18 protein-coding genes are annotated in these 21,353 nt (G+C 34.2%); 9 read left to right on the forward strand and 9 right to left on the reverse strand.

Features of this window, described 5'->3' with window-relative positions:
- Window positions 1-107: 107 nt before the first annotated feature.
- Entirely contained in the window at window positions 108-668 is a 561-nt protein-coding gene (locus tag MKX72_RS27590) for a hypothetical protein (protein ID WP_154992493.1), read from the forward strand.
- Between the two features lie 70 nt (window positions 669-738).
- Here MKX72_RS27590 and istB read toward each other — a convergent pair whose 3' ends face one another.
- Window positions 739-1,497, reverse strand: coding sequence for an IS21-like element helper ATPase IstB (gene istB, locus MKX72_RS27595; protein WP_060746201.1), 759 nt, complete (start codon window positions 1,495-1,497; stop codon window positions 739-741).
- A complete protein-coding gene (istA, locus tag MKX72_RS27600; RefSeq protein WP_141235330.1) occupies window positions 1,494-3,041 on the reverse strand; it encodes an IS21 family transposase in 1,548 nt (515 codons plus the stop codon). Before istA ends, istB begins: the two co-directional genes overlap by 4 nt.
- Window positions 3,042-3,221: 180 nt before the next feature.
- Between istA and MKX72_RS27605 the strand changes: the two genes are divergently transcribed.
- Window positions 3,222-3,758, forward strand: a complete 537-nt coding sequence (locus MKX72_RS27605; protein ID WP_340761001.1) for a hypothetical protein — start codon at window positions 3,222-3,224, stop codon at window positions 3,756-3,758.
- A gap of 602 nt (window positions 3,759-4,360) precedes the next feature.
- Here the strand turns inward: MKX72_RS27605 and MKX72_RS27610 are convergent.
- From MKX72_RS27610 to MKX72_RS27625, 4 genes are all read right to left on the reverse strand, one after another.
- Entirely contained in the window at window positions 4,361-5,689 is a 1,329-nt protein-coding gene (locus MKX72_RS27610) for an MFS transporter (protein ID WP_340761002.1), read from the reverse strand.
- A gap of 207 nt (window positions 5,690-5,896) precedes the next feature.
- Window positions 5,897-6,979, reverse strand: coding sequence for an amidohydrolase family protein (locus tag MKX72_RS27615; RefSeq protein WP_154992496.1), 1,083 nt, complete (start codon window positions 6,977-6,979; stop codon window positions 5,897-5,899).
- A 47-nt stretch (window positions 6,980-7,026) separates the two neighbouring features.
- The gene (locus tag MKX72_RS27620) at window positions 7,027-7,917 is read right to left on the reverse strand and encodes a prephenate dehydrogenase/arogenate dehydrogenase family protein (protein WP_154992498.1); all 891 of its coding nucleotides are present in this window, start codon (window positions 7,915-7,917) and stop codon (window positions 7,027-7,029) included.
- Window positions 7,918-7,937: 20 nt separating this feature from the next.
- Window positions 7,938-8,618: an RraA family protein gene (locus tag MKX72_RS27625; RefSeq protein WP_154992499.1), complete on the reverse strand. Its 681-nt coding sequence runs from the start codon at window positions 8,616-8,618 to the stop codon at window positions 7,938-7,940.
- Between the two features lie 473 nt (window positions 8,619-9,091).
- On the opposite strand from MKX72_RS27625, the gene MKX72_RS27630 reads away from it, so the two are divergent.
- Together MKX72_RS27630 and MKX72_RS27635 are read left to right on the forward strand one after the other, a co-directional pair.
- Complete coding sequence (locus tag MKX72_RS27630) at window positions 9,092-9,943, forward strand: MurR/RpiR family transcriptional regulator (protein WP_340761003.1); 852 nt, start codon at window positions 9,092-9,094, stop codon at window positions 9,941-9,943.
- 584 nt (window positions 9,944-10,527) lie between these two features.
- Window positions 10,528-11,826: a CitMHS family transporter gene (locus tag MKX72_RS27635; RefSeq protein WP_154992501.1), complete on the forward strand. Its 1,299-nt coding sequence runs from the start codon at window positions 10,528-10,530 to the stop codon at window positions 11,824-11,826.
- Between the two features lie 544 nt (window positions 11,827-12,370).
- Here MKX72_RS27635 and MKX72_RS27640 read toward each other — a convergent pair.
- On the reverse strand, window positions 12,371-13,276 hold the full coding sequence (locus MKX72_RS27640; protein ID WP_016763689.1) for a LysR family transcriptional regulator: 906 nt from the start codon (window positions 13,274-13,276) through the stop codon (window positions 12,371-12,373).
- A gap of 169 nt (window positions 13,277-13,445) precedes the next feature.
- Here MKX72_RS27640 and gdhA point away from each other — a divergent pair, with 169 nt between their 5' ends.
- From gdhA to MKX72_RS27655, 3 genes are all read left to right on the forward strand, one after another.
- Window positions 13,446-14,828 carry an NADP-specific glutamate dehydrogenase gene (gene gdhA, locus MKX72_RS27645; protein ID WP_340761004.1) on the forward strand — a complete coding sequence of 461 codons (1,383 nt, stop codon included), beginning with the start codon at window positions 13,446-13,448 and terminating at the stop codon, window positions 14,826-14,828.
- A 56-nt stretch (window positions 14,829-14,884) separates the two neighbouring features.
- Window positions 14,885-15,163, forward strand: coding sequence for a YesK family protein (locus MKX72_RS27650; RefSeq protein WP_340761005.1), 279 nt, complete (start codon window positions 14,885-14,887; stop codon window positions 15,161-15,163).
- A 714-nt stretch (window positions 15,164-15,877) separates the two neighbouring features.
- Window positions 15,878-16,162, forward strand: a complete 285-nt coding sequence (locus MKX72_RS27655; protein WP_340761007.1) for a hypothetical protein — start codon at window positions 15,878-15,880, stop codon at window positions 16,160-16,162.
- 343 nt (window positions 16,163-16,505) lie between these two features.
- Here MKX72_RS27655 and MKX72_RS27660 read toward each other — a convergent pair whose 3' ends face one another.
- Window positions 16,506-16,922: a hypothetical protein gene (locus MKX72_RS27660; protein WP_340761008.1), complete on the reverse strand. Its 417-nt coding sequence runs from the start codon at window positions 16,920-16,922 to the stop codon at window positions 16,506-16,508.
- Window positions 16,923-17,376: 454 nt separating this feature from the next.
- On the opposite strand from MKX72_RS27660, the gene MKX72_RS27665 reads away from it, so the two are divergent.
- A complete protein-coding gene (locus MKX72_RS27665; protein ID WP_340761009.1) occupies window positions 17,377-17,637 on the forward strand; it encodes a hypothetical protein in 261 nt (86 codons plus the stop codon).
- A 95-nt stretch (window positions 17,638-17,732) separates the two neighbouring features.
- Here the strand turns inward: MKX72_RS27665 and MKX72_RS27670 are convergent, their stop codons facing one another.
- On the reverse strand, window positions 17,733-18,344 hold the full coding sequence (locus MKX72_RS27670) for a hypothetical protein (protein ID WP_340761010.1): 612 nt from the start codon (window positions 18,342-18,344) through the stop codon (window positions 17,733-17,735).
- A 685-nt stretch (window positions 18,345-19,029) separates the two neighbouring features.
- Here MKX72_RS27670 and ltrA point away from each other — a divergent pair.
- Entirely contained in the window at window positions 19,030-20,679 is a 1,650-nt protein-coding gene (ltrA, locus tag MKX72_RS27675) for a group II intron reverse transcriptase/maturase (protein WP_340761012.1), read from the forward strand.
- Window positions 20,680-21,353: the final 674 nt, after the last annotated feature.

Below are 21,353 nucleotides of genomic sequence, written 5' to 3' on the forward strand. Positions count from 1 at the left end.
ATTATTGCTATCACTTACAAAGAGTTTATTGGTACATTAAAAGGGTCAATGGTTTTATAACGTAAAAGTAAGGGTTTAAAAGGATTAAATACTAAAGGAGCTAGAAGTTGAAAAAAGAATATTTTGTGCAATATTCAGACCAAAGTATAGTTAATAGCTTTGACTTTCCAAAGGATAATTTTGTATCTATTACTGTAGGGATTAGTGAGATCAAGCATGATCTGATTACTTCCTTAATTCAAAGAATGTTCCGTTTACCAGTTTTCTTTGTTTTAGAGTCAATGATATTGGGATATGAAAAAGAGACTTTAATTGAAAATAATGTTTCTTTTTTTGAGTTTTCATCAGATGGTGCTATTATCAAAGTTGACTCTGTAGAAAAATTGAATCTTGTTAGTGGGTTAACAGAGGTATTAGTTAATAATGGACTGGGTGTATTCATTTTTCACGGGGAAAGTCTTGCAGAACAGGATTTAATTCCTTCGAGACAATGGAATAGGCCCATAGAATTTAAAAATGTCGATATATATAAAGTCAATACATTTATAGAGGTGGAAGAGGTTGGATTTACGATATTCAGTAAGAGTGATCTATTTAACTCGCCTAGAAAAGTCCAAAATTATATACCTCGTTGCTACTCACTTGATATTAATAGCAGCGATATTTAACATTTCTAGATTAAAAGGAGGAGGATTGTAGACGTCAAGTAGAATTTTACACTTTTTGCTTATTTACTTTTTACACTTCAGCTGAAAATACACTTTTTCGATGTTTCATTCGATAGCTATCTCCATCCATATGAATGACTTCTACACGATGAAGTAAACGATCTAAAATCGCAGTGGTAATTCCCTGATCTCCCATTAATTCACCCCACTGTTCAGGGCTTTTATTGGATGTAAGAATGATGGAACTTCGTTCATACAAATGATTAATTAAATGAAAAAACAAATTTGCTTCTCGCTGATCCATTGCCATATACATTAAATCATCAATAATGACCAGATCGGCGCCTCTTAATCGCTTTAGCTGCACTTTTGATTTATTTAGAAATTCTTCCGTTTTTAAAAGATGAATAAGCTCACCCATAGTTACGAAATAGACGTTGAAACCTCTGTGAATAGACTCAATTCCCAAACCGATTGCTAAAAATGTTTTACCAACGCCTGGCGGTCCCAATAAAATTAAATTATACTGCTGCTCAAGCCAGTTTAGCTCTGCGAGCTGGGTCAATTGGCGCCCCGTTAAAGCTGTTTGCTCTTCTAAATTAAATTCACTTAATGACTTCACGTAAGGGAAGTGCGCCCACTTCATTCTTCTTTCTAAACTCTTTACTTCACGTTTTCTCAGTTCATAACGTGTGATAGATTCAAGAAATTCTAAATACGTCCAAGAAGATTTTTCAGCCTCACGTAGGAGCTTTGGTAGCTCCTCAGCTGTTTCCGATAACCTTAATTGGCGAAAGTGCTCCTGCAAGTCATTTACAGTCTTATTCACTGTGGTTCACCCCCTAAAATACTTGTGTAAGTAGTAAGGGAGCGAGTTGTCACTATGATGTTGTCTTTACCTGAATGTTTTATAAAGGGAGGCTTCACCTTTTGGGTACATTCAGTTTGTAATGCATTTTGATGGTTTGCTATATCCCGAAAGTCATTGGCGCTGTAAAGTTTATCTATCATGCATTTAGTCAAAGTGGCTTCAATCCACATTGGATATTTCTCAATGACGTTTTGAATAATTATGAGCTGATCACGCCGATACCGTGGGTATCTTAAACAAATTTCATTTAAATAAGAAGTTGCACGTTCCTGATCTTCAAAATGTGAAACCAGTTGTTGCTTAAATTCTTCAATACCTTTTGAACGATCCCGGATATGATGTAGATGTTGAATAAGCTTTCCCTTTTCATTACTAATGCTATGTTCAGCAATTACTTCTCCCTCTAACTGTTTACGGATAATCAGCGTTGGCGGTTGGCTCGAAGTGACTTCAATAAAAACCTCATTATCAGAGGCTGCACTATACGTTCCGAGAGGAACGGAATAACGGTTTGATTTAAACCGTATTGTATTGTCCTTACTAATATTCCTTGTTATACTTGGGGTAATGACGCTTTCGTATGAGAGTGGTGAAGAGACGGGCTGTAAGTGTTGCTTTTCGACGGGGAACACTTCAGCTGGTCTTTTTTTCGTTGTCTGATGAACATGTTGATTTCCAGTGCGATGTAGCCACTGTAACGCACGGTTATTCCAATCTTCAATATTGCTAAATACTCGGCTGTCTGCGAAATTTCCCTTTATGTACTTTACAACGTTCTCAATCATTCCTTTTGATTCTGGGTCTGCCTTACGACATAAATGAACTTTAAACTTACGTTCATTTACATAGCTTTGAAACTCAGAAGTTAAAAGTAGCTGACCTGAATTTTCGCTTACTGTAATTAAACGATCCTGATCATACACAATTTCTTCTGTGCGTCCTCCGTAAAATTGAAATGCATTTTCATGACATCGTATGGCATCATTTGTCGTAAAAGGCCGGTCCTGCCACTCCATGTATTTGTATCGAGAGTGAGCTAAGACAAAAGCGATGAAATATAGTTTAATTTCATTCTTTTCAGTTGTCTTCTGTTTCGTTTCTCCCCAATCCACCTGGATTTGCTTACCCATAGGTTGTTCAGGGATTGCTTCATACTGCCGAATTATTACTTTTTTCTCAATCTGATAAATCTCCCGCATCTCTTTCACATATGCTCTTACTGTACTCTCGCCAACAACTAAATCGGGATAACGCTCTAAGAGCCAATCGTGGATTTGCGCTGCACTGAGATGAGGGTATTCTTCAAGCCAAGCGATAATCCAATCCCTGTAGGGATCCAATTTCTTACCTTTGCCTTGAAGCTGTTCCATGTATGCTTTTGTCTCTTCAAATGTCATTTTTAAATATTTATAAACGGTTGGTCTTGATACTTTGAGCTCCTGTGCAATTTGAGATACTTTAAACTTCCGTTGATGTAATTGTTGAATATTTAAATAAAGCATTAACTTCTCCTCCAAGACGCTGTCCCCCCAGTAAAATAACACCTTCTATTATTTTACTAGAGTTCTAGCTTATTGAAGCAAAAGTGTAAAATTACATTGAGCAAAAACTGTCAATTATATTCTAGCGTTTACAAGGATTTATAGTAAATGAAATATAAAAGTAATAAGAGTATATTGAAAATGTCAGCTATCATCCTTCTTACTATAGATTTATTCTTTTATCTTTTAGCATTAAAGAGCCTATACGTTTTCTCTTTAAGGGTTTCAATATATCTTTTGATTTTTGTCCTGCACTTTATCTATCTATACATAGTCCTTATAACTGTTAGCAAAACAAAGGAGTCTAAAGTCTTCTGGGGTGTAATTGGGCCATTCTTTATTGTACCTATAGCAATCGTTGGGTGGTTTATATTCTTTTATAATAATAAAGTTGACTATTACTATCTTAGTTCACCTAATTCTACACAAAAACTTATTATTGGCTATTCTAATTGGAGTCTTGGTGAAACTAACCATTATTATGACTTTTATAGACAAACTGGATTCTCCTTGGTGAAAAAACGACTAAATCACGAATCTCTTCATGTCGTGACACGAAATACGGATATGAGCGATTTAAATGTTTTAGGAGCTCATGATGCACAATGGGTAAATGAACAAACAGTAACTTTTACATCTCCATATCTAAATAAGGGAGTAACTTTGAATTTAAAGTAGGTACCTAGTTCTACTTAAACAACAGAGTCGAGAAAAAGCCTGTATCTAAGGAGATACAGGCTTTTTCTTTTCTAATTTAGTTACCATAAGTTTGATTATCGATAGCCAAATAAACTTTTTAAATATTAAATTTTAAGGTTAACACTGACTTTAAGCTCTATCATTAAATACAAATTAATATAAAAAGGAGTATATTGAGAAGATTTAATAAATCAATTTTGATGGGTTGTAGTTTTGGCATTTATAACTATTAGTGACCATTAGCATATTTTTCCCACTACAACTAATTTATTGTAACCCATTGCTTTAGGTAAGTTAGCATAAGCCTGGTCCATTATCAAGATATTAACTAGTAAGGTTTTTAAAAGTATTAAAAATGGTTTTGACAGTAGAAAATGTCGGAAAGAATTTTCCCTTTTTGCAATTTATTATATGTTTCTTCGGCCTCTTTTTCTGTTTTGAATTCTAATATAGTAATATTATTTTCTCTTGAATAAGCATTTATTATAGTAACCATCCACATGAAAAAAACACTCCAGTTCAAAGATTATTTTCACTTTTATACGTATAAATATTCCGGACATGTTCCTTGAATTTTAAAGTTAGATTTTCCCTATTTCCTTCTGACTCTTTAAGGCAATTATCTTTTTATCAAACTTCATGGCTAATACTAATATAAAAGCTATAATTAAAATAATACTTAAGAAAATTAAACCAGATTGCATGTTTCCTGTAGAATCTTTTAACCATCCAACTGCATAAGGGCCAACAAAACCTCCTAGATTTCCAATTGAATTAATTATTGCAATCCCAACAGCTGCTGTGGCTGGACTTAATATCATAGTTGGCAATGACCAAAAAGGACCTTTGAAACAATACATTGCTGCCAATGAGGTTGTTATTAAAATCATCGCAATAAATGGATTAGACACCACCCCTACACTAAATAACGTTAAACCAGATACGAGTAACGGTAAAGCTGTGTGTACACGTCTTTCGCCAGTGCTGTCTGAACGCCTTGACCAGTAGTTCATTACTATTGAAGCAATAATGTAAGGAATTGTAGCAATGAATCCAATCTGTGTGTTTGTTAAGTAGCTCGACAATCCTTTAATAATTTGGGGCATCCAATAACCAACACCTAGTGTGCCTGCAGTATATACAAAGTAAATTAAGGAGAGGTGCCATAGTTTAGGATCAGTCAAGGCTGCCTTATGACTAGAGGTTTGTTGGCCTTTCTTTTCTCTTAGTTCTTCGTCTTTTCTTAATTCTGAAATCAACCAATTTTTTTCTTCATCTGTTAACCACTTTGCTTGTTCTGGTCGGTCTGTTAAGTAGAAATATGTTACAAATCCTAAAACAACAGCAGGGGCACCTTCTATAATAAACATCCAACGCCATCCAGGTATATTCATCCAATGAATATGATCCATAATTAGAGTAGAGACGGGGGCTCCAATAATATAAGAAACTGCGATTGCTGTCATAAACATCGCAATTGTACTTGCTCTTTCCTTAGCTCGAAACCAATAAGTAAGATATAGAATAACACCAGGAAATAAACCTGCTTCTGCTACTCCAAGAAAGAATCTAATAATATAAAGTTGATTAGCACTCTGAGCAAACCCGGTTGCCATAGAGATAATTCCCCAAGTAATGAGAATTCTAGTAATCCAAACTCTTGCCCCAAATTTTTGCATTAAGATATTACTTGGTACTTCAAAGATAAAATAACCAATAAAAAAAATACCTGTAACGAGACCAAACATTTTACTTGTTAGTCCCAGTGCTTCATTCATTTCCAATGCTGCATATCCTACATTTGCCCTGTCTAGATAAGAAATAATATAGAGTAAAAATAGAAATGGGATAATTCTTCGTGTTACCTTTCGAATTGTCTTCTTTTCGAAATTCAATTGAGAATTTTCCATTGAAATTCCTCCTTTTAAAATAATAAAAAGAAATTTTAATAGCGCTTACATTTGTTTTGAAAATAAAGAGATACTCTTATGATTTTGTAAGATGTGTAAGAGTATCTCCATTTATCCTTCTGTTTTCTCCTCAATACAGCCAGCAAAATTAACTAAATTAAGTCTGATAATAAAACTTTTTGTAATAGTGTCAAAAAACGTTTATTTTTAATTAAAAATGCTCTCAATGCTTGGTATACCGTTAAATATTAAATGTTTTGGTTGATAATTAATGTTACCTAACACAGTTTCTCCATCTACATCCGGAAAAGCAGTCTCCGTGGAAGCAGAATCCAGAACCACAAGGTTTTTTGGAGTAGAAGTAAAATTGTTAATTCCTAACAATTTAGGAGCTGTTACCAGAACTGCTCTAAAAGCTTCATCTAAAGACAGTCCACCTACAATCATTTTAGAAATTATGTAGCTCATGTTATAAACAGGGTATTCTCTCCATGACGCGCTTGTTAAATCTGTACTGATAGTGTCTGGTTTAATTCCCTCAGCTAAACATTTATAAAAAACATCCCAATTAAAGTGTTTTCTACCATGGCCGATATCTAATAATATTCCTCTTTCCACTGCAGCTAGAAATTCTTTTTTTACCTTTCCAGCAGTATTTAACACGTTTCCATTCCTTCCTTGAAATGGATGAGTTAGAATGTCCCCTTTATTAAAATATTGTGTTACCTCTTCAATATCTAGTTTTGTTCCAGTTAAATGAACCATTATGCGTAAATTAGTTTGATCGGCTGCTTTTCTTGCTAGTCGTAATAAAGACCGGTCAGTAGTTTCGTCCATCTGGCCTAAGCGAATCTTAATTCCTAATAAACTATCTTCAGCTGAAGATGCAACTTCAACAATTCGATCCAACGAAATGTTTTCTGGTTTGGTCGGGTTAGGGTTGGGGTGATTAGTTAGCCCTTCTGGTAAGGCTGATAACCAAGAACGTACTGTTAACGGGCTGTTTTCCCAGTAACGATTTGCCTCTTCCCATCCGTCATAACCAAAAGTACCTGCGTCCCCAACTGTAGTTACTCCTGAGGAGAGATATTGTTTATCTGTAACACCAATCTCTGCTCCAGGCGCCCATAAATGACAATGAAAATCTACTAGTCCCGGTACAATTACACTAGATTCAGATAAATGAATATCCCTATCATCCTCATGAGTAACTGTTATACTTGTAGACTTATTTGGAATGAACCCTTTTTCTGACCAAATAGAACCACCTTGAAAATTCCATACTCCCATGTAAATACACCCCTTAACTTAAATATTGATATAATAGATGAGTTTATTTAATTGTTTACAGTAACATCTTCTTTATATGCCTTGATAACATCCAACCAATGATCTGGCTTTTGTCCTTTAAACTTTTCTTTTAAATTAAATGAAGCCAATGTTTCTAGCTTACTTTTTGCTGCTTTAGACATAACAGAATCTAAATTACAAGCCTCTAACATTTGAATAGAGCCGTCTAACTCAATTGATCTTCTTAATGCATGTATAGACGTTCCGGTTACTAATCGGTTCATTGTTTCTCTAAAGCCCTTGCTATCAAGAGTTTCACTAATAGAATCTAAGACTAATTGTTCTACATTAAATTCATGAGAAGCTTCTAATAACTCTAGATAAAGAGCAACTACACCTTTCATATAAATGCTGCGGATTAGTTTTACAGCAGAAGCATCACCGGGTTTTTCACTTACTTTAGTTATGTTCATACTGTAAGGATTCATTAAGGATATTAATCGATCTACCCCATTTCCACTTGCTGAAATAGGGACCTTATGTTTGTAAACTGGCAAGGGACCTAGCATTGCGACATCCACAAAAAATGCATTTCTTTCTTGTATATTTGTATTGATTTTTTGTTTCACGACAGGAGTGGAAGCTGATACATCTACATAGATACAACCTTTCTTTATAAATGGTTTTAGCATCTCACTAACTTCAAGTGCTTTATCTGCGGGTACTGCTACCATTACTATATCTACTTGTTTTAAAACTTCTTGAGGTCTACAAAGAAGCTCCACTTGAGCTTGAGCAGCCCGTTCTTTAATTTGTGGACCAAATGTAGGATCGTCTATCATAACATCATGAGCGAAAATGGTTTCTAGCCCTTCGCCTTTTAGACCAATTGACAACTCAAAGGCTGCCTCTCCAAATCCAATAAAACCCAATCTCATTTTAAAGCTCTCCCTTCTGTTTATAACCCATATGCTTTCATTTGTTCTCTTAACCATGAAGGCTGAATGTTGCCTTCAGCTTCACCTTGCAGACGCGCTTTTTCAAATGCTTCAATCGTTTCTAAACGTGTTTTCTCATACTCTAATTTTTTTTCAGCTTTAGAAAGAACCTCTTCAATCTTTTCTTTTGGAACTACAACAACCCCGTCATCATCACCTATAATTAGATCTCCTGGAATAACGGCTACACCTCCACAAGAAATAGGTTTATGTAATTCACCTGGACCGTCTTTTAGAGGGCCATTCGGAATAAACCCTTTTGAAAAAATAGGGAACTCTGATTCGCTGAGCGTCTCCTTATCACGAACTGCCCCGTCTATAATAATGCCCTCTATTCCCATAGCTTTAGCTGCAGCTGCCATTAATTCTCCGAGATAAGCATTTGCGGTATGCCCCTTCCCATCAGCAACTAATACATAACCTTCTGTCCCATCATAGATCGCCTGGTGAAGAAATAAGTTATCTCCAGGTCTTAAACTTACAGTTAAGGCAGTTCCAACTACCTTCATTCCTGGAGATACAGGCTTAATCTTATAATCCATTGAACCTGTACATCCCATTGCATCAGAGATAAGGGTTGTATTAAGACGCTTAGTTCTCTTGATAATATCTTCGGATAGTGCTGGTGCTAAATGACTCATTAATATACACTCCTCTTCTTTTTTTGATAGTAAATAAATGGTACGTAATGAACCTCTTTGAATCTGTTCTACTTAATAAATAAAGGTAACGCTTACAAAATTTTAGATGGTTTAATAGAATTAGTGATGTATTTCTACTCAAAAAATACTTGCAGTTTGTTTGTTGTATCTTCAAAAAGATAAAGAAACATCGTAAAATAACAGTGTTAGTAATAAATATTACTAAAATTTATATTGTAGTAATATTTATTACTTTTAATTTAATTGTATGTTATCACCAATGCTTAATAAAGTAAATCTATTTTTATAAACAAAGCGTCAGAAAAACATGTCCTAAGATTTATTACTTAAAAGAAACATTTTTACATAAAAAATCAAACATGCTAAAATTCAAGTAAGTATTGTGATAAATACTTTTTATATACTTTAAAAAATAAAATTTACAATATAATCTGTTTAATTGGAGCGAATGTATGGAAAATCCAATATTAAAATTAAAAGATAATATATCACAACTAACAGAAACTCAACGTAGAGTAGCAGACTACATCCTTAAAAACCCTGTCGATGTAGCTTTTCTAACTGTTGACCAATTGGCATTAGCAGTAAAAACTAGTACAACTACGATAATGAGATTAACTTTTAGCCTAGGCTATTCTGGGTATGCAGAGTTTCAGAAAGGACTTCAGGAGCTGTTGCGTAATAATGCTGCTCCTCAAATTAGATTGGAAACAAATTTGAAGGGCTTAGATGAGAGTGATTTATGGATGCGTTGTGCAGAAAGTCAGTTCAACAACATTCAATCAACAGTAGAAATGATTTCTACAAAGAGTCTAAATAAAGCGTTAGAAATGATTGTATCTGCAGACCGTATATTTTGTACCAGTGTTAGAAGTGGTTTACCCGTGGCACAGCATCTATCTTTTGGCCTCAATCGATTGCTCGGAAACTGTGAGCTAATTGTATCTGACTTAAGTGATTGGGTGGATAAGGGTATTACCCTTACTTCTAAAGATTTAGTTATTGCAACCTCTTTTCCAAGATACGCTAGAAGAACTGTTGAGTTTGTAACAGCTGCCAAAAGTCACGATGCAAAGGTCATTTCAATTACCGACAGTTATTCTTCTCCTTTAGTTAAGTACTCAGATTTAGTACTGACTTGTAGTTCTAGTAGTATTGCTTTTCACAATTCGCCTATAGCATCACTATTCGTGGCTGATTACCTTGTAAGTGCAATAGCTATAAATTATCCAGAAAAGACAAAAGATCGTTTAGATAAAATTAATTCAGTTCTCACAAAAATTAACTACCATTACACTGATTGAATATATAAGCATGGTAAGAGTATGAGGTATCAAATTGAGAAAATAATTTGATATCTCATGCCCTTGCCATTTTTTATTGAATTAACCGGAGTACTTCCCGTTGACTTATTATTTCAATAAAAAAACATTTACTTTTCTTAAGAAGCCATGATAATATACTTTTAAATAGTCGCAATTATTACAACTTTTAAATAAAAAGTAATAATTATTACTTTATTTAAGTTGTAGTGATTAATATGGTTACTTTTATGAAATCACTTTTAGATATCATCCGGAGTTATCTAACTGCTTGACTACTTAGATGCTGTAAAGTGACTATAAGTTTATTGGCTATACTGCTTGTACTTTTTTTAAAACATACAAATAAGAGGGCCTATCTATGTTCCTAATTCACGATTAACATAAACTTAGCATGGGAATGGTTAGTCAAGAATAGAAAGTGGGTTTGTTGATAACAAATTATAAACTATGAGCATTACTTAAAATTCGCGTTAAATTATTTGTAAACCCTTACATAGTATGAGCGAATTGTTAATGAATTACTTTGTAAAAATAAACAAGGGAAATTATAGAGGGGGTATAATATGTTAACACTTTTAGGTTTTTCTATGATTGTAGTATTCATGTATTTAATCATGAGTAAGCGCTTATCTGCTTTTAGTGCATTAACAGTGGTTCCTATCGTCTTTGCTTTATTGGGTGGATTTACTGATTTAGGTCCGATGATGATGAAGGGGCTTGAAACCATTGCTCCGACAGCAATTATGATTATATTTGCTATTCTCTATTTTGGGGTGTTAATTGATACAGGGTTATTTGATCCTTTAGTTGCTAAGATTATAAAGATGGTTGGTGGCGACCCTCTAAAGATTGTAATGGGTACTGGAGTACTTTCTTTAATAGTAGCTTTAGATGGCGACGGTACCATTACATATCTAATTGTAGTAACTGCATTTCTCCCACTATACAAACGATTAGGTATGAATAAACTTATTCTTGCTTGTATTCCAGCTTTAGCAATGGGTGTTATGAATTTGACTCCTTGGGGTGGTCCTGCTGTACAAGCTACGGCGGCCGTAAAGGCAGACGTAACAGACTTGCTATTACCACTTATTCCTTCTATGGTTGCAGGAACTATCTGGGTTTTAGGGATTTCTTATTTCCTTGGACGACGCGAGCGTAAAAGACTAGGTGTTATCAATATAGATACTGAATTTAATAATGAAATTGCTGCAGCTCTTGATGTAGGAATGGATGCATCAATAAAACGCCCAAAATTATTTTGGTTTAACTTAGTTTTAACACTTTTACTTCTTACTTCTTTAGTGCTAGGGTTCTTACCGTTGCCAGCCTTGTTTATGATTGGATTTGCTATCGTAATGATTGTTAATTATCCAAATTTACAAGATCAAAAGGAGCGTTTACATGCTCATGCAGGAAATATATTAACGGTTGTTTCCATGATATTCGCAGCAGGTATATTTACTGGGATTATAGATGGAACAGGGATTGTTAAGGCTATGGCGGATACTTTAATAGCAGTTATTCCTGATGCTCTTGGACCAAAATTAACAGTAATAGTTGCGCTTATAAGCATGCCATTCACATTTTTTATGGCAAATGCCCCTTTCTATTTTGGGATTATCCCTATTATGTCTGAAACAGCTGCTCATTTTGGCATTCCTCCATTAGAAATTGGTCAAGCTTCTTTACTTGGACAACCCTTACACCTACTGAGCCCACTTCAAGGTTCTATCTACGTCTTAGTAGGACTTCTTGGTATTGATATAGGTGATCACATTCGTTTTGCTGCCAAGTATGCCATTGGAACAGCGTTAGTTATGACGATTGTAGCTGTTTTATTTGGAACACTCTCCATATAAGTCATTTATAGTAACAAAAAAAGAGAGCTGACTTTTTAAAATAGCTCTCTTTTTCTCATCTGATTTAACAAATTTCTTTCTATTTATTTCACCAAAAACGTTCGTAAAGATGTAATTACAAAAAAGGGCGTTCGTAATTTATTCTCAAACTTAAACGAACGATAGAAACAGTAGATTTCTGATAAAAAATAAACGTTCGTAAACGTATACTTTCGCGGACAAAATATTTAGATCTATTACAAGATGTTAAAATATTTATTACTATTAACAAAATAAAAAGCTGCCTCGGAGCGTCAGGAGAGGCAGCTTTTTATAAAACTAGATATGAAATGTGTGTGTTAGTAAGTTAAATATAACATATTTTCTTCATGAAAGCGATTTATTATAAAAACAAGCATATGTATAAAAGCTGCATAATTCATGATCTTAACCCTTCTTTTTAAGGGATTCTTTTTGGTTTGGATTCCAGAAAAAATATTATGGTAACTAAAGATGTAATATATTACTTTTCTATACTGGTTACGTGCTTTTTCTTGAGTATAAATTAGCTCTTAAAATCATCTAATCTAGTGAAAAATTCCTGAAGAAAATCATAAAATAACTTTTCCGTTGGAAGTAGTGACCGTTCCTTTGGGGTAATAACCCCTACAGTCCTTGTTACATTTGGTTCAACCAATGGTATTTTAACTGTTGAGCGTGGCAAGCTATCGACTAGCGTGACTTCTGGCATGAGTGTTACACCTAAACCGGCAGAAACTAACCCTTTCAACGCATCGATATCATCCCCCTCAAAGGCAACATTTGGTGTGAAGCCAAGATTCTGACAAGCATTTACAACAATATCTCGAAAGACAAAACCCTCAGGTAATAAAACAAACGGTTCGTCTATTAGTTCTTGAAGTTTTACGGAGGATTCTTTTGCAAGGCGGTGGTGAATTGGCAAAAGAGCCACAATATTTTCCGTAAATAAAACTTTTTGTTCAAGTTTTTTTTCTTTGAGAGGAAGTGGACCTATCAGACCAAGATTAAAATCTCCTTTAATCACACCTTCAATTAATTCCTGGTAAAGCGCTTGTTTTAACTGAAATTTTGCTTCCGGATAGCGCAATCTAAATGCATAGATTACAGTTGGTAATGTATACGCTGCTAAACTTATCGGAAAAGTAATGCGTATTGTTCCTTTTTCAGGATCTAAATATTCCTTAACCTCACGTCTCGCATCGTCTATCACATTCATGGCATGTTTCATTCGTTCAAAAAATATTTTTCCAATTGGCGTTAAATGTACCCTCCTTCCTTCTCTGATAAACAAATCAACTTCTAATTCATTTTCTAAATTTACTATTTGTCGACTTACCGAGGATTGTGCTACATGTAAAGAATGGGCGGCTTCAGTTACGTGTTCGCGTGTAGCCACCTCCATGAAATAACGGATTTGTCTAAAGTCCATTTTATATCCTCCTTATTAGTTAATGCATAAAACGCATTGATGTTATCGTTTCTTTATATTGATTCGATCATTATTTCAATTATAAAATATTTTATACTAACAACTCTAAAAAATTACGATAAATTTTTTAAATTTTCATTATAAATTGATAAATAGGAGACGGATAAGTATGATAACAATTGAAAAAAATCAATCGACGTATACAGAAAGCGTACAGAATTATGTTAATCAAGTATTTGAAACAGTTAAAAAACGAAATCCAAATGAAAGTGAGTTTCATCAGGCGGTCAAAGAAGTATTCGATTCTTTAATACCTGTTCTCGTTAAAAATCCTCAGTATATTAACCAAGCTATTTTGGAGAGAATCGTTGAACCTGAGAGAGTCATCACTTTTCGTGTACCGTGGGTCGATGATCACGGAAATGTTAGAGTAAATCGAGGGTTTCGCGTCCAATATAGCAGCGCAATTGGTCCATATAAGGGTGGGTTAAGATTTCATCCATCTGTCAACGCAAGTATTATTAAATTTTTAGGATTTGAGCAAATTTTTAAAAACTCTTTAACTGGTCAACCAATTGGTGGCGGTAAAGGAGGTGCTGATTTTGATCCTAAAGGAAAATCAGATGGAGAAATAATGCGTTTTTGTCAAAGCTTTATGCTAGAACTTAGCAAATATATCGGACCTGATACGGATGTTCCTGCAGGTGATATTGGTGTAGGAAGTAAAGAAATTGGCTTTTTGTTTGGGCAATATAAAAAAATGCGTAGCACCTTTGAAGCAGGAGTTCTAACAGGAAAAGGCCTTAGTTATGGTGGAAGTTTAGCTCGTAAAGAAGCAACTGGATACGGAACAGTTTACTTTGTTGAAGAAATGTTAAAAGATAAGAATCTTAGCTTTGAAGGCAGTACAGTTGTTGTGTCGGGGTCAGGAAATGTCTCAATCTATGCAATTGAAAAAGCGATGCAGCTAGGGGCTAAAGTGGTTGCTTGCAGCGATTCGAATGGTTATATCTATGACAAAAATGGTCTTAACTTAGAGACAATTAAACGCATTAAGGAAATAGAAAAGAAACGTATAAGTACTTATGTAGCTGATCATCCTGAAGCGATTTATGTGGAAAGTTGTAATGGAATTTGGACAGTACCATGTGATATTGCTTTACCATGTGCTACTCAAAATGAAATCGATCAAAACTCTGCAAAATTATTAGTTTCCAATGGAGTAAAAGCAATTGGTGAAGGTGCAAATATGCCATCTACATTAGAAGCTGTCGAGATTTTCTTAGAGAACAATATTTTATTTGCCCCTGCTAAAGCAGCAAATGCTGGTGGTGTTTCTGTATCAGCATTAGAAATGGCTCAAAATAGCACTAGGCTTTCTTGGACTTTTGAAGAAGTCGATAGCAAATTACATGCGATTATGAAAAGCATATACCAAAATAGCAAGAAAGCTGCTCAAGAATACAACGCTCCTGGTAATCTTGTCGTAGGTGCAAACATTGCCGGATTTATAAAAGTTGCTGATGCTATGATTGAGCAAGGTGTTATTTGATACTTCATTAGGAGAATATACTAGTATGGATATCTTGAATTTAAAGGCTGTTAATAATGGGTGACTTATACATAGTTTCTATAATTATGATTGCTAGTTTAATTGTACTCTCATATGCACTCAGTAGAAAAAAACCTACTATTAAATATATAGCACCTCTAATTGTAGGAGTGATTAGTGTGGGTGTTGTTATCGTAAGTTTCCTTATCGGAGGATGGGTCGGTATGAGAGTAGGGACAATTAGCTTTACTGCTTTTATCTCATCACTTATCTCCCTACTAATTATATTTATAGCTGAATCTGCAAAAAGAAAATTCAGTAAATATTATCGTTAACAAAATAAAAAGCCACCCAGTATTTGCAGGACAGGTGGCTTTTTACTATAAAATGCATGTGCAGACATATAATAACACATTTTTTACCTTATGGACTATATTTTTCTGTACGAGCATACGAATAAAACGTGCACTTTTTATTCATCTATTTGTCACTCAGCCCGAGGCCAAACGTTGATAAATTAAGGATGTATAAAAAGCTGCATAATTCATAATAGTGACCTTTTCTAAACTCCTTGGGGCTCAAGGAGTTCTTTTTGGGTTGTGTTCCGGAAAGAGACATTATGTTAACTAGAGATGTATATGGTATTCACTTATATTTCATAAATAAAGAAATATAACGATAGTGAGATAGATATTATTCCGAACATAACATCTTGAACTCTTGAATTCTTTTTTATTTCTAAGAAAAGGTATAAGCCAGTAAACAAAAATGCTATAGAGCACCCTAACCTAAAACTAAATATTGATAAAATAAACCCAATTATAGCAATATATTTAATAGCCTCTTTAAAAATACTATTTTTCATTTATTCTCCCTCTTCTACAAACTATTTAGATATTATTATATATGGAAAGGATAAAATATCCAAATTAAGAATATTTGGTTCTGATAATCTGGATTATGGTAACTAGAAATGAAGATGATATACATAGTGATTAGAAGTTATATTATTGATAAAATGGTATAAAATCCAATGTTGAGGTATTCATATGTATTTATTTGAACATGAACGAAAAAGAAAAAAGTTAATTCATAACTCATACTTGTCTATTTTTATTCTTTCTTTACTACTAAGTTTGTACTTTTTCTTCACAGATTATGGATTAGGAACGCAATTTATTACAAGAGGAACAATCTCTGTATTGTTTTATGTTGTTGTTTTTTACTTCGCCATGAAAAACAAGCAGTGGGCTTTATTCCTAGTTAAAATTAATGTATTAATGCTAATTATTATGTTAGTTGTAGCTATTATTGGCCTAACATTTGGTCGTTAGGAGGGATGTGCTTGGTTTATTTAGTTTGTACAATTCTCGTTTCAATAATTTTTATTTTTAATATTGTTAAAGACAGGAACTTTATATGGTTGTGTATGTTTATTCCTCTGTTGATACACTTTCTTATTACTCAAACTGACCTTTTTAACTTTATAATCGACCCTTTTAAAATTTGGGTTATCGTAATTATATATATTGCAACATATTTCACTGTATTTTTATATGATCTTACTAAAATGAAGCCTGAAGAAAAGCCTTATGATTAAAATATACTTTAATCATAAGGCTTTCCTTGTACCTATAATTTTGATTATTTAAACTGAAAATGTATGGAGTATACATCTTATGTTTCTCTTTTTAAAATATATCTTGGTGGAGGTCCATATCCTTGTTCTGCTTCAAAATATGCTAGTTTATTTGGAATGCAAACGACAATAGACGGAAAACCATAACCTACTGCATCTTCAAGAGCTGTAAGTAAAGGTAATTGTTTTCCGTCTATTTTTTTGTTCCATGAAATTGAATAACACTCTTTTCCTGCGCCGTGCTGCTTTAATAATCTGCCGATGTCATCGGCACAAGAATTTGGTTTAGGAATCTCAATCATGTACTCTCCTCTCAACGTCTTTGTGTAATTGTGATTTAGACGATGTAATGCCTCTTCTCTTTTCTTTGCAGAAAAAAGTTCGAACATCACTCTATCTTGGATTCTCTTAGTAAAGAAGGATCTTACTACTTTTTCTTCTAGCTCTTTATCCATTTAATCCTCTCCTTGAATAACCTTTATTATATAGAACCTTTCGCAAGAGAATCATTAAATTTGTATACGATATACATATTATAATAGGTCAATTAATGCAAAGATAATACCTAATATGAGTGAAAGGGTAAGTATTAATTTCCATTTAGTTTTTTTCTCTAGCTGATAGACATTCAGTTTTTCTAATGCAAACGAAACAAGCCACATTATAATTATTGTTTCAATAAATTCAACTATAAAATTAAAGATAAAGTCCATTTGTTCTCACTTTCTTGTTCTGAAATATTTACTTTTCTATTAAAACACTTATAGATAAACATTAAAATACTTTTATCCCTATAAATTACATTCTAGTAACTTGAAGTGTATATCTTATACATCAACTTTTAGCGTTTATTTGATAAAATACTATAAATGCTTAATTTCAATGATGGATTAATAGGAGGGTAGTGTAATGAATGAGCCAACTGTCAGTGGACTAATAAATAAATTTTCTCTATTGTCACCTAATAAAGAGTACGATGAGCTAGCAGTTGATTTAAATGATATTTATGAAAGTAGCGAAAAACTTGAGTTATTAATCAAGAACTTATGTAATTCCTCTCTAGACAAAGAAACACTAATAGATCAGTTAATGGAAATAGAATTAGAACTTGATCATATCAATTGGCATTATAAAAGTTTAAAAAAAGAATTGAAATCATTAACCCCGTAAAAATAAAAAAAGAGACACTTTAAATTGTGTCCTTTTTTGTTTCCTAGAATATGGATTATAGTAACTAGATTTGTAAAGCTTATAAAATATAAGGATCACTTTTCATATTCCACCTCAGCCCCTTTAATGTCTTTGGGAAAGGAGCTAATAATTGAATTAGTTGAAGAAAATAAATCGTCATTAGATAAGGAAACAACAGATGCACCATCGTAAAAAATCCAAAACATTGTGCAATCTTTTCGTAACGTAACAACAGGCATTTGAACCTTTCTTCTTCCAAATAAGGTTTTCATATCCCGTTTTTCAAAGCTAAATAAATCTTCTGACAGAGACCAAGCAGCAAAGCAATTCATACTTCCTTGGCTATATAAAAAAGGCATAACGACTTTAAATTGTTTGTAATCATCAATTTTAGCTTTAATAAAAGTCTCTCTGTCTACTTTTAGTTTTACATATTCAATATTAGCAGCTGAAAATACATCACCTATTTCTTCTGCATCGTAGCTTATATATGTGAAAATTGTATATATCGGAAACCTATTTAACTCTTTCATCCAGTTATTAATAAAGGTCTCTATGTCTACATCATGACCTTCATACTCTACAATGTAAGGTTTATCCCCATCTATTCCGAAGGGAAACAAACCACCGCCTGAGGGAATATCACTTATGTAGCTTTTGGGGAGAAACCCTACTTCAATATCCATTATATATTCTCCTCCGATACCTAAAGTGTATTTTAAGTATAATTATAATCGATATGTAAATAAGTTCCTATAACATGTTTTATGGTGCGACAAGAAGTCGCTTTCTTACAGTGTAGCTAACGCTACTCATTTAGACGCAAAGATGATCTCCATCCAAAACGGCATTCTTGGTAACGAGTTTGTCGGTTGCATGAGGAAATGCGGAAACAGAGGACAAATGCATGGTCCAGAATACTGCTAGGAGAAGATAGGTATGGTAAACGAACGTGAAGGTTTGTAAGCTTCGTAAACGTTAGCTCAAGATAGTGCATAGTTTTGCTTGGGTCTTGGCAAGAGGAAAAGTAGAATCATAATGCTGCTCTGATGCGTCCCGCATCTTGCCCGGAGTAAAGAACCTACCTACCCCTATCGCATCTGTAGGAAGTGGAACTTGGTAAGCCCTATGTCATCTGCATAAGCAGTAGGATGACTGTAAAGTCAAACGATGTGGCAGAGGGTATGGGATATGAGAAAAAGCGAAAGCCGTTACCCTGAAAAGGGACAGGAAAGCAGAAACACTGTATAACTGGACGGATACTGTCGTCTCTATTGACAATGACAGGCTCGAAAGAGCGCCCACTTCTCATGGGTCTTCAACACGAAAATAAATTTGTGGCTATCTTCTAACGAAAAGGAGCGTGCTGTTATGAATACCTCTCTACGAGCGTCGGCGCACGTCTCGCATAAAGATTGGTACTCTATTGATTGGAGTATTATACAAAAATATGTAGCGAAGTTACGACAAAGAATTTATCGTGCCGAACAGCAAAATCAACAAAGAAAAGTAAGGAAACTTCAACGTTTACTCCTACGGAGTAAAGCAAATCTACTGCTTTCCATTCGCAGAGTAACACAACAAAATAACGGTAAGCGAACACCTGGTGTAGATGGCTATACGGCTTCAAAACCAAGCGAACGTATCAAACTTTATAAACAAATAGTTAAATGTAATGTCTTTCGACATCGTCCAAAGCCAGCAAAACGAACGTTTATCCCGAAGAAAAATGGAAAAATGAGACTTCTCGGTATCCCCACGATACGAGATCGAGTGTATCAAAACATAGTAAAAAACGCACTCGAACCACAATGGGAGGTCAAGTTTGAACCAACTTCTTACGGTTTTCGTCCTAAACGAAGCACACACGATGCTATAAGTAATCTTTTTAATAAGCTTAACACGAATAGTAAGAAAAAGTGGGCATTTGAGGGAGATTTTTTAGGATGCTTTGACCATCTTAATCATGATTGGATAGTAGAACAAACATCTATGTTTCCAGGAAACACTCTCATCAAAAGATGGCTTAAAATGGGTTACATAGAGCAGGATATGCTTCGTACGACAACAGAAGGAACCCCTCAAGGGGGTATTGTGTCTCCCCTTCTAGCTAATATCGCCTTATGCGGTATGGAAGAAGAAATTGGTATTGTTTATAAAAAGACATACAAACCAAACGGAGGATACGCAATCGATCCAAAATGTAAGATAGGACGTGTTCTCTATGCCGATGACTTTGTCATCGTAACGGAAACGAAGGAAAAGGCTGAAAGCATGTATGAGAAACTAACTCCTTACTTACAAAAGCGAGGAATTACACTTAGTAAAGAGAAAACTAGAGTTACACATATTGAGAACGGGTTTGATTTTCTCGGTTTCTCTCTGCGTCAATACAAGACGGAACAAGGCAATAAGCTACTAATCAAACCTAGCAGAGACAGCATTAAAAAGGCTAAAAACAAGATAAAGGATACGTTCTCTGTGATGAGAGGACGACCAGTAAAAGAAATAATACGTGTTTTAAACCCGATTATTCGTGGCTACGGACAGTATTGGAAACATGTCGTATCCAAAAAGACTTACAGCTACATGGACAATTATATTTTCCTAAAAGTGAGAAAGCATTTGAAACAATTGCATCCAAAGAAGTCGAGAAAATGGATTAGCCAGCGTTATTTTAAGAAGCCCCACCACGGTGGGAATAATAAATGGATTCTCACATGTCCAGTTACTAACATTCAATTGTTAAAGATGTCCTGGATTAAGATAGAACGACATGTCATGGTAGCCTACAAAAACAGCCCAGATGATCCGAGTCTAAAAGAGTATTGGAAAAAACGAGACCGTAAGGTCTTTAACAATGAAAATACATTCGATAGGATGAAACTTGCAAGAAAACAAGGATATCGTTGTGCATTGTGTAAGCAGACTCTACAAAATGGAGAAAAAGTTACAGTGCGAAACCTAGAGGTTTCTACAGGTCAATTTGCTAAATTAGTACATGTACCATGTATCAAATAAGTTGTTCGGATAAAAAGAAGGCTTGAGCCGTATGACGGGAAATCTGTCACGTACGGTTCTTAGGGGGGCGGGCGCTCGTGAGAGTGCCTGCCTACCCGACTTAAATGAAGTTGTAGACGATATTCATTTCGTATGATTAGCTTTTTATAAACAATAAAATATAAACCGCCATGTATATTAATCTATAAATATGATTAGACTAGTAACGTATTCCCCCCTATTCCGTTATAGTTGAAAACCCTTTGCTACTTTATAGCAAAGGGTTCTTTTTGGTCCTTGATAATACTCATAATGAAAGTAGCTTAGATAGTAAATGTGAATATAATGACAAAAGGTCAATGGAAACTGAAAATAGCTGTTCTTATAAAATATGTTGTTAATTTAGATGTATAAGAGATTACTAGTTGGGGAACAATAAAAATAGAAATTTACATGTAGGAGGTCAAACTAATGAGCGAACATAAAAACATTTTTTCTACGTTTGTTAGTAAAAATAAATTTGACTTACATTCATACCTTACTTATTTATTCATCAATGAATGCAAGGAAGGTATAGTAAACGAATTAGAACAGGAACATATAAACAAATAAATTTATAAATAAAAATGTAAAATGAGAGGGTAAATCATAGTGAATGAAAAAATGGTGTAGACGGCCTTATCTTTCTAAGAAGA

The sequence above is a fragment of the Priestia sp. FSL R5-0597 genome, from assembly GCF_038006305.1.
Classification (GTDB): domain Bacteria; phylum Bacillota; class Bacilli; order Bacillales; family Bacillaceae_H; genus Priestia; species Priestia zanthoxyli.

Coding starts and splice junctions, on each gene's coding strand:
- istA (WP_141235330.1), bottom strand. CDS start 3,041: ATGCTTTATTTAAATATTCAACAATTACATCAACGGAAGTTTAAAGTA.
- MKX72_RS27605 (WP_340761001.1), top strand. CDS start 3,222: ATGTCAGCTATCATCCTTCTTACTATAGATTTATTCTTTTATCTTTTA.
- MKX72_RS27610 (WP_340761002.1), bottom strand. CDS start 5,689: ATGGAAAATTCTCAATTGAATTTCGAAAAGAAGACAATTCGAAAGGTA.
- MKX72_RS27615 (WP_154992496.1), bottom strand. CDS start 6,979: ATGGGAGTATGGAATTTTCAAGGTGGTTCTATTTGGTCAGAAAAAGGG.
- MKX72_RS27620 (WP_154992498.1), bottom strand. CDS start 7,917: ATGAGATTGGGTTTTATTGGATTTGGAGAGGCAGCCTTTGAGTTGTCA.
- MKX72_RS27625 (WP_154992499.1), bottom strand. CDS start 8,618: ATGAGTCATTTAGCACCAGCACTATCCGAAGATATTATCAAGAGAACT.
- MKX72_RS27630 (WP_340761003.1), top strand. CDS start 9,092: ATGGAAAATCCAATATTAAAATTAAAAGATAATATATCACAACTAACA.
- MKX72_RS27635 (WP_154992501.1), top strand. CDS start 10,528: ATGTTAACACTTTTAGGTTTTTCTATGATTGTAGTATTCATGTATTTA.
- MKX72_RS27640 (WP_016763689.1), bottom strand. CDS start 13,276: ATGGACTTTAGACAAATCCGTTATTTCATGGAGGTGGCTACACGCGAA.
- gdhA (WP_340761004.1), top strand. CDS start 13,446: ATGATAACAATTGAAAAAAATCAATCGACGTATACAGAAAGCGTACAG.
- MKX72_RS27650 (WP_340761005.1), top strand. CDS start 14,885: ATGGGTGACTTATACATAGTTTCTATAATTATGATTGCTAGTTTAATT.
- MKX72_RS27655 (WP_340761007.1), top strand. CDS start 15,878: ATGTATTTATTTGAACATGAACGAAAAAGAAAAAAGTTAATTCATAAC.
- MKX72_RS27660 (WP_340761008.1), bottom strand. CDS start 16,922: ATGGATAAAGAGCTAGAAGAAAAAGTAGTAAGATCCTTCTTTACTAAG.
- MKX72_RS27665 (WP_340761009.1), top strand. CDS start 17,377: ATGAATGAGCCAACTGTCAGTGGACTAATAAATAAATTTTCTCTATTG.
- MKX72_RS27670 (WP_340761010.1), bottom strand. CDS start 18,344: ATGGATATTGAAGTAGGGTTTCTCCCCAAAAGCTACATAAGTGATATT.
- ltrA (WP_340761012.1), top strand. CDS start 19,030: ATGAATACCTCTCTACGAGCGTCGGCGCACGTCTCGCATAAAGATTGG.